Source organism: Caballeronia humi (genome assembly GCF_001544475.1).
In the GTDB taxonomy this organism is placed as follows: domain Bacteria; phylum Pseudomonadota; class Gammaproteobacteria; order Burkholderiales; family Burkholderiaceae; genus Caballeronia; species Caballeronia humi.
The window spans coordinates 1-6,124 of the sequence record NZ_FCNW02000116.1 but is presented as its reverse complement, the minus strand read 5'-3'; the positions used below and the strand labels follow the sequence as shown (position 1 = coordinate 6,124).

At 58.1% G+C, this 6,124-nt stretch carries 9 protein-coding genes and 2 pseudogenes; 7 read left to right on the top strand and 4 right to left on the bottom strand.

What is annotated here, in order from left to right; genetic code table 11:
• The coding region (locus AWB65_RS37490) for a hypothetical protein (RefSeq protein WP_235008061.1) at window positions 1-180 on the top strand (180 nt) is incomplete at its 5' end.
• Between the two features lie 299 nt (window positions 181-479).
• Window positions 480-680, top strand: coding sequence for a ProQ/FINO family protein (locus AWB65_RS36105; RefSeq protein ID WP_235008067.1), 201 nt, complete (start codon window positions 480-482; stop codon window positions 678-680).
• Window positions 681-835: 155 nt separating this feature from the next.
• On the opposite strand, the gene AWB65_RS33940 is transcribed toward AWB65_RS36105, so the two are convergent.
• Together AWB65_RS33940 and AWB65_RS33935 are read right to left on the bottom strand one after the other, a co-directional pair.
• Window positions 836-1,666 (bottom strand): hypothetical protein, encoded by an 831-nt coding sequence (locus AWB65_RS33940; protein ID WP_087671159.1) that lies wholly within the window; start codon window positions 1,664-1,666, stop codon window positions 836-838.
• Window positions 1,638-1,889: a hypothetical protein gene (locus tag AWB65_RS33935; protein ID WP_087671158.1), complete on the bottom strand. Its 252-nt coding sequence runs from the start codon at window positions 1,887-1,889 to the stop codon at window positions 1,638-1,640. Before AWB65_RS33935 ends, AWB65_RS33940 begins: the two co-directional genes overlap by 29 nt.
• Window positions 1,890-2,004: 115 nt before the next feature.
• On the opposite strand from AWB65_RS33935, the gene AWB65_RS33930 reads away from it, so the two are divergent.
• Entirely contained in the window at window positions 2,005-2,649 is a 645-nt protein-coding gene (locus AWB65_RS33930; RefSeq protein WP_087671157.1) for a MarR family winged helix-turn-helix transcriptional regulator, read from the top strand.
• A 439-nt stretch (window positions 2,650-3,088) separates the two neighbouring features.
• On the opposite strand, the gene AWB65_RS36100 is transcribed toward AWB65_RS33930, so the two are convergent.
• Window positions 3,089-3,253 carry a hypothetical protein gene (locus tag AWB65_RS36100; protein ID WP_235008059.1) on the bottom strand — a complete coding sequence of 55 codons (165 nt, stop codon included), beginning with the start codon at window positions 3,251-3,253 and terminating at the stop codon, window positions 3,089-3,091.
• Window positions 3,254-3,384: 131 nt separating this feature from the next.
• On the opposite strand from AWB65_RS36100, the gene AWB65_RS37705 reads away from it, so the two are divergent.
• The 4 genes and pseudogenes from AWB65_RS37705 to AWB65_RS33915 form a co-directional block, all read left to right on the top strand.
• Entirely contained in the window at window positions 3,385-3,510 is a 126-nt protein-coding gene (locus tag AWB65_RS37705; protein WP_268808281.1) for a hypothetical protein, read from the top strand.
• A 12-nt stretch (window positions 3,511-3,522) separates the two neighbouring features.
• Window positions 3,523-3,798, top strand: a pseudogene (locus AWB65_RS33925) (ATP-dependent DNA ligase); the annotation flags it as partial.
• 317 nt (window positions 3,799-4,115) lie between these two features.
• A complete protein-coding gene (locus AWB65_RS37485; RefSeq protein WP_327359562.1) occupies window positions 4,116-4,331 on the top strand; it encodes an HU family DNA-binding protein in 216 nt (71 codons plus the stop codon).
• A gap of 105 nt (window positions 4,332-4,436) precedes the next feature.
• Window positions 4,437-5,219 (top strand): annotated as a pseudogene (locus tag AWB65_RS33915) (MFS transporter); the annotation flags it as partial.
• Between the two features lie 516 nt (window positions 5,220-5,735).
• Here the strand turns inward: AWB65_RS33915 and AWB65_RS36535 are convergent.
• Window positions 5,736-5,882, bottom strand: a complete 147-nt coding sequence (locus AWB65_RS36535) for a hypothetical protein (protein WP_159907949.1) — start codon at window positions 5,880-5,882, stop codon at window positions 5,736-5,738.
• Window positions 5,883-6,124 lie beyond the last annotated feature (242 nt).

Here is a 6,124-nt window from a genome sequence, read left to right as displayed (position 1 = left end):
TTCGAAACGATGAGCGTCTTCAGCGGTGATTTCAGGGAACTCCATGGCGGGCATTGGCTTGGACATGGTTCGGCCTCATGCGAGATACAATACCAGAACAATAATCGCTTTTGTCGTGTTTGTCAACTTTGTCGCCTCAGCCTCAGCTTCAAGACGATGATGTTTGCAGACGACTGGTAAAATTTGGCGCCTGATTTCAGGCATGCACCGTGGGATTCGAACAGCTCATTGCGCTTAAAGCGCAGCTGAACCAGGGCGCGAAGGGCAAAAAGGCCGCATCGCGCCTGACGTCAGCGCCAGTAGGCGCCGGAACGGAAATCAAGCAGCCACCGAAGCGTCCGCGCGTCTGCTGACGCGGCCGGGCGCGCGGTCAATACGCTGCAACGACATTTTCCGCACGCCTTTCCACACAGTCCCGCGTCAAAGGGTTCCTCTCAAGGTTGGGATTCTCAAGGATGTGCTGAGCGGCCTCGCTTGGGCTGAGCGAGCGAGACGCTCGTAACGGCGTCAAGCTCTGGTGTCGCGGCCAGCGCTATTGGACCTGTCTCGTCGAAGGCAATATGCGCGTGGATCTTACCGGCGCAATCACCGGCGTTGTCTCTGCTGCGGAGGCGGAGTACGGCACAAGTCAAGAGAAGGCTCGGCTCGCGCGCAGGCAAGAGCAGATTGCGAACAATTGACATGGTCGACCGCGTTGACCAACAAGACGCGCCTCAATTGCCGGTTAGATTTTACATAAATCTATTTATCGAACTTTCGAACGGTCGTCTGATTCATTGGTCAGTGACCGCGGCGGTTCCATTTGAACACTCCTGACACAATTTGACATAATTGTTTATCGTGTTCTCGATGGGTCCCCGTTTTCTTTGCCGTTTAGTTTGTCGCTCGGCGGATGTCGCGGTTGTTTGATATTTTGTTTGGCGCGGTCATCTGCTTCGAGCGCCTGAAGGACCTTTAGGAGATTTTCGATACCCTTTTCATCAAGTCTCCCGTCTTGGCGCTGTCGTTCGTACAGCTTTTCATAATGCTTCTCAATTAAGTTCAAAGCTGCAAGGCAGACCAAAAGAAGCACACACGCCGCAACGGCTAACGAATTCCTCTGGAAACGGTACCGGACAATCTCCCAATAGTCCTCTGCAATATTTCCATCGAAAGCGATGTAAAGAAGGACTCCCATGGACGCCAATGCCACTGCCGCAAGCTCTACCCACGGTGGAATCGATGACCTCAATGTGCGCAGACGATGCACCTTCTGCCATCGCTGCGCGTTGCGCAAAAGCAAGTCGTCAGCGACCAAGCCGGCGGCGGCAGGCGAGAGGTCAAGTTGTTCCGCAGCGTATTTCTCAGCCTCGACCTTGTCCTCTTCTGTGATTACCTTGACCGTTGTCCCGCGCGATTGAATTCGTCTGAGGCGTTCAACGCGAAGCCGTTCGTACCGGTCATACTCTTTCAGTGCCTGCTCCACTTCATCGAAGGTTGGAATGTGCACGCGCTTGTTTTTCTTAGCGGCGGCTTCTGTGCGCTCCTTGTCTTCCGCTCTTGCCTTCCTTATGTCGTAGAGCCATTTGAGGAAACCGCCAAAAGCAGCGATGCCGCCCGCTCCGGTGGCGATATACGGCCACCACGAGTCAAACAGTTCAACGGAGGATTGAACCCACGCGGGCACGATCCACCTCGAAGTTGTTGTCGATCCAGCGCTTGGCCCACTCAATTCCGCGCTCGTGCGCCTGCCATCGGTATTCAGGGTTGCCGAGGTCAGTGAAGACGAACCTTTCTCCGGCGTTGCGCTTGATCACCGCGCTTGACACGAACAGTCGGTCCTTGGCCAGAATGGTCGGGGCCGCATCGATCTCCCATCCGTTGTGCTCAGCGAATCGACTCGCGCGCATATCCGCCCCCGATTTTTTCGCGACGATAGTCTGAAAGAATAGGCGTCGACGCGATCTTCTTCAACGTCCGGGTCGCTTAGAGTGGTGTCCTCGTCAAATAAAAAGCGGAGAAGTTATGTCCGAAGGCGTTTATGGGGAACAGGCGACAGGAAGAGTGACCCACGGGCTGCTGCGTCTGAGCACTGCGATGCGCAGCCAGGCATGGGAATGGGCGGAAGGCGCGAAGCTCACCCCGACGCAGGGTGAAATCCTCGTGCTGCTGATGCAGCGCAAGGGTCCGATGCGGCTGGGCGAGATCGCGCGCGAAACCGCGCTGACTGCCGCTACCACCAGCGACGCGGTGAGCACGCTTGAGGGCAAAGGTCTCGTCGAAAAGCGTCGCGCAATCGACGACGGCCGCGCCCTCGCGGTTCGGCTGACCGCCCGCGGGCGCACGGCGGCCAAGCGCGGGCTGCAATGGCCGAACTTCCTGGCGAAAGCTGTCGGCACGCTGCGGGACGACGAACAGGCGATGCTCTACCGCACGCTGCTCAAGACGATCCGTCAGCTCGAAGCGCAGGAGCAGATGCCGACGCATCGAATGTGCTTGTCGTGCATGCATTTCGAAGCGAGCAAGTCACCGAAGAAAGCGCCCCATCACTGCGCGATACTGCAGATTTCGATGACTGACACCGATCTGCGCCTTGACTGTTCTGTATACGAAGAAGCCGACGTCGCCACCCAGAAGAAAAGCTGGAAGGTTTTCGCGCAGGCGACTTGAGATGCGACGGCATGTGAAGACCCATCCTTGTTCTCTGCATCGACTATGGATTCGCCGGCTGGTCGGAGAAGGCGGCGCAGCTCGGAGCGTCAACATACTGCGGGGTTAGAAACGGCGTCATCCCAGCCATTCTTCCCGCTTCGGTAATGCGCTCAGCTTCGGCGTGTGATAGACCAACCCCGATTACCAGTGAGTACGGCGTTCGCCCAGTACTCTCCATCAGCTGAAATTGGAAATTTGGGTAATATGCGCGGTAGTCATCGACAACTGCTTGTGCTCTGGAAAGATTGCTTTCAAATATCGACTGGACGACAACATTCCACCTGCCTGTGAGACAGTCGATAGCTGCAGAGGTGCCTGGCGCCGATGAGGACGTCACTGGCTCGGCAGGCAGCGAACTGGGCGCTGACGTCCGACGGTCAACAGCGTTATCAATCACTTAGGATACCGTGCTAAAGTTCCAGGCGATAATCAGCGCCGTCCCGAAAAGCGCCAAAAGAACCTGCCGAAAAGCTGGTTCCACGAGGGGGAATTCGTGACCCAAAACCTTCAGCCCTCCTCCCACGATCGCCGTGACGATGCAAAGTAATCCGAATGTCGTCATCGCCTCGCTCGTGCCCATGGCTCCCCCCATCCGCGGCCGATATTGCGCTTCAAACGTAGGTTGCATCACCAGGATTGAGCTTAGGTCACGCCGCCAACTACCACAATTAGCTCGTTCTATATCCAAATAAGTTGCTCAGTCATCTTTTTGTTCTTGACGTGCGTGCCATTCCGCTGATCGAAGCGAAAGACCTGATGCTGGCCACGCTGGGGCGAACGCCCTTCTCCCGCGACGGCTGGCTCTTTGAACTGAAGTAAGATGGTCACCGCTGTCTAGTTCGCAAGGTCGGCGACAGAATCGATCTGATCTCGCGTCAGGGCAACCTCGTGAACCAGTCGTTCCCAGACGTTGTGTCGGCCGTTGGAACTGTGCCGGGCAACTTCATCTGGGACGCCGAACTGACGGTCGATGAGCCGACTGGTCAGTCGTCGTTCGAGCGCCTCCAAAAAAGAGCACGAACGTCAGTCGCCACGCGCATTCGTGCCGCGATTCGCGAGCACCCTGCCCGCCTCTATGTTTTTGACACGCTCGCCGCCGGCGAGTAGGTCCGAGGGATCTTGACTTTGAGGCAGATGCCTGCGATTTGACATAAAGCGACTTCGCGACAACACTGTGTTCGCCCAGCTTGATCCTTCGATTCGCTCGTATTCCCGACCGTTTGCGCATTTGCGCCCGGATGGGGTCGCGCTGCGCGGTTCTGTCCGCTTCTCCGGACGCTCGTTTTATGGGATTGATGTATGAACAAGCAGGAACTGATTGATGCGCTCGCCGGTCCACCGTGGATACCAAGGCAATAGGGGTGCATCGATTGACGCGATCCTTCGCGGTCACGCGCGCGGTCGCCTGAGGAGACGGTGCGCCACTGATTCGGTTCGGTTCGCTTTCGACGGGCGCTCGCGCACCAAAGGAGCGTGCGCAATCCGTCAACCGAGAAACCAGTACAATTCCAGCCTCAACGTCGATCAAGGTTACGGCGGATAAGGCATTTAAGGACGCCGTCAACGCATCACACGTCGTCGGTCATGAGGTTGGATTTGCGACTCGTAAATTTTCGGGAGTGAGGCGAGAAGGCGAATGAGTTCGAAGCGTAGCGGAAGGGGCGGATCACGCGCCCGTCAAACTCTTACAAAGACAATGCTCCTCCCGATCGACCAAGCGTCCGCGCGGGAGCGGTCCTTGTCTCTATCTGCTCAATCATTGGCTGACGAGCGCCGAGATCGGTGCGTGGGGCTGGCGCATCCCGTTCTTCATTGGTTGTGCGATCGTGCCCGTGATTTTTCTCCTGCGTCGAACCCTGCAGGAAACCGACGAGTTCAAGGCGCGCACCCATCATCCACGTGCACGCGAAGTACTCGCCACGATGCTGCAAAACTGGCGCACGGTGTTTGCAGGCATGCTGCTCGTCGCGATGACCACCACCACCTTCTACCTGATCACAGTCTACACACCGACCTTCGGCAAGACCGTTCTGAAACTCTCCACCGCCGACAGCCTGATTGTCACGTTGTGCGTGGGGATTTCAAACTTTTTCTGGCTGCCGGTTGGCGGCGCACTCTCGGATCGCATCGGACGCAAGCCGATTCTCATTGCCATCAGGGTGCTCGCCATTTGCACATCATACCCGGCGCTTTCATGGCTCTCATCTGCGCCGAGCTTTGGCCGTATGCTCGCCGTGCTGCTGTGGCTTTCATTCTTCTTCGGCATGTACAACGGGGCAATGGTGGCGGCCCTCACCGAGGTCATGCCCGCCAATGTTCGCGTGGCTGGATTCTCGCTCGCATTCAGTCTAGCCACGGCGGTTTTCGGCGGTTTTACGCCAGCCGCGTCGACATATCTGATCGATGTCAGCGGCGACAAAGCCGCGCCGGGCTACTGGCTGAGTTTCGCCGCCTTTTGCGGACTGGTCGCGACGCTCGGGCTGTATCGCCGAGGGGGCGCTGCCGAGCGCTCCGCTTCGCTTATCTGAGCTTGCCGCAGCGCTTTCGCGTCAGATGCGGCATCAAGCGGGTCACGGCACGGCAGGCCAGCTCGCATTGCAGTTGCTTTGTTGGTGACCGAGCCTGCTCTGACGATCTGCGCGCTGCCATCGGACCGAAGACGCGCTGGGTTATCCTCAACTCGCCACGAACATGTGCTCGTGATGGCGGGCGATATCTACGAACCCTTGCGCTACAGCTGGGCCGTTCTAAACGTCCGTGCAGGTCGAACCGCGGTCAACCGCGTATCGAAGGTGTATTCGATGACGGGCTGGCGCATCGGCTTGCGGGCGGTCCGGCGTGGCTAATCCGCGCGATGCAGACGCCGCAATCGCAGAGCACGTCGAATCCGAGCACGATCTCGCAAGCGGCGACGCTCGCGGCGCTGGAAGGCGGCACGGATTTCCTGATCGAATGGATCGATGAGTTGCGCACCTGCCGCGATTCGTGGTCGATACCTTGGCACGCTGCCCCGGCCTGCGTTGCGATGCACCCGATGGCGTGTTCTATGCCTTCGTGGACTGCTCGGGCGCGATAGGTGCTACTACGCCTTCGGGCGATGTCATCGTACCAATCTCGACTTCGCCAACTATCTGCTGGAAGCGGCGCATGTCGGCGTGGTGCACGGCATCGCGTTCGGCGTGGAGAACCATGTGCGGATCGCGTATGCTGTTTCGATGTCCACGCTGTGCGACGCGTGCCGGCGCATCGAGACCGCGTGTGCAGCGTTGACAACCGCTGTCCCCGCGATCTGAAGCGCCTAAGCGTCAGACGCGATACCCGCGGCACGTGTGCCCTGTCGCGGGTTTTTATTTTTTTCGGATGGCCTTCCATGCTCTATCTCATCGAAGACGCTACCCCCGAGCCGGCGCAATTCGGCGCCCTTCCCGCGCTG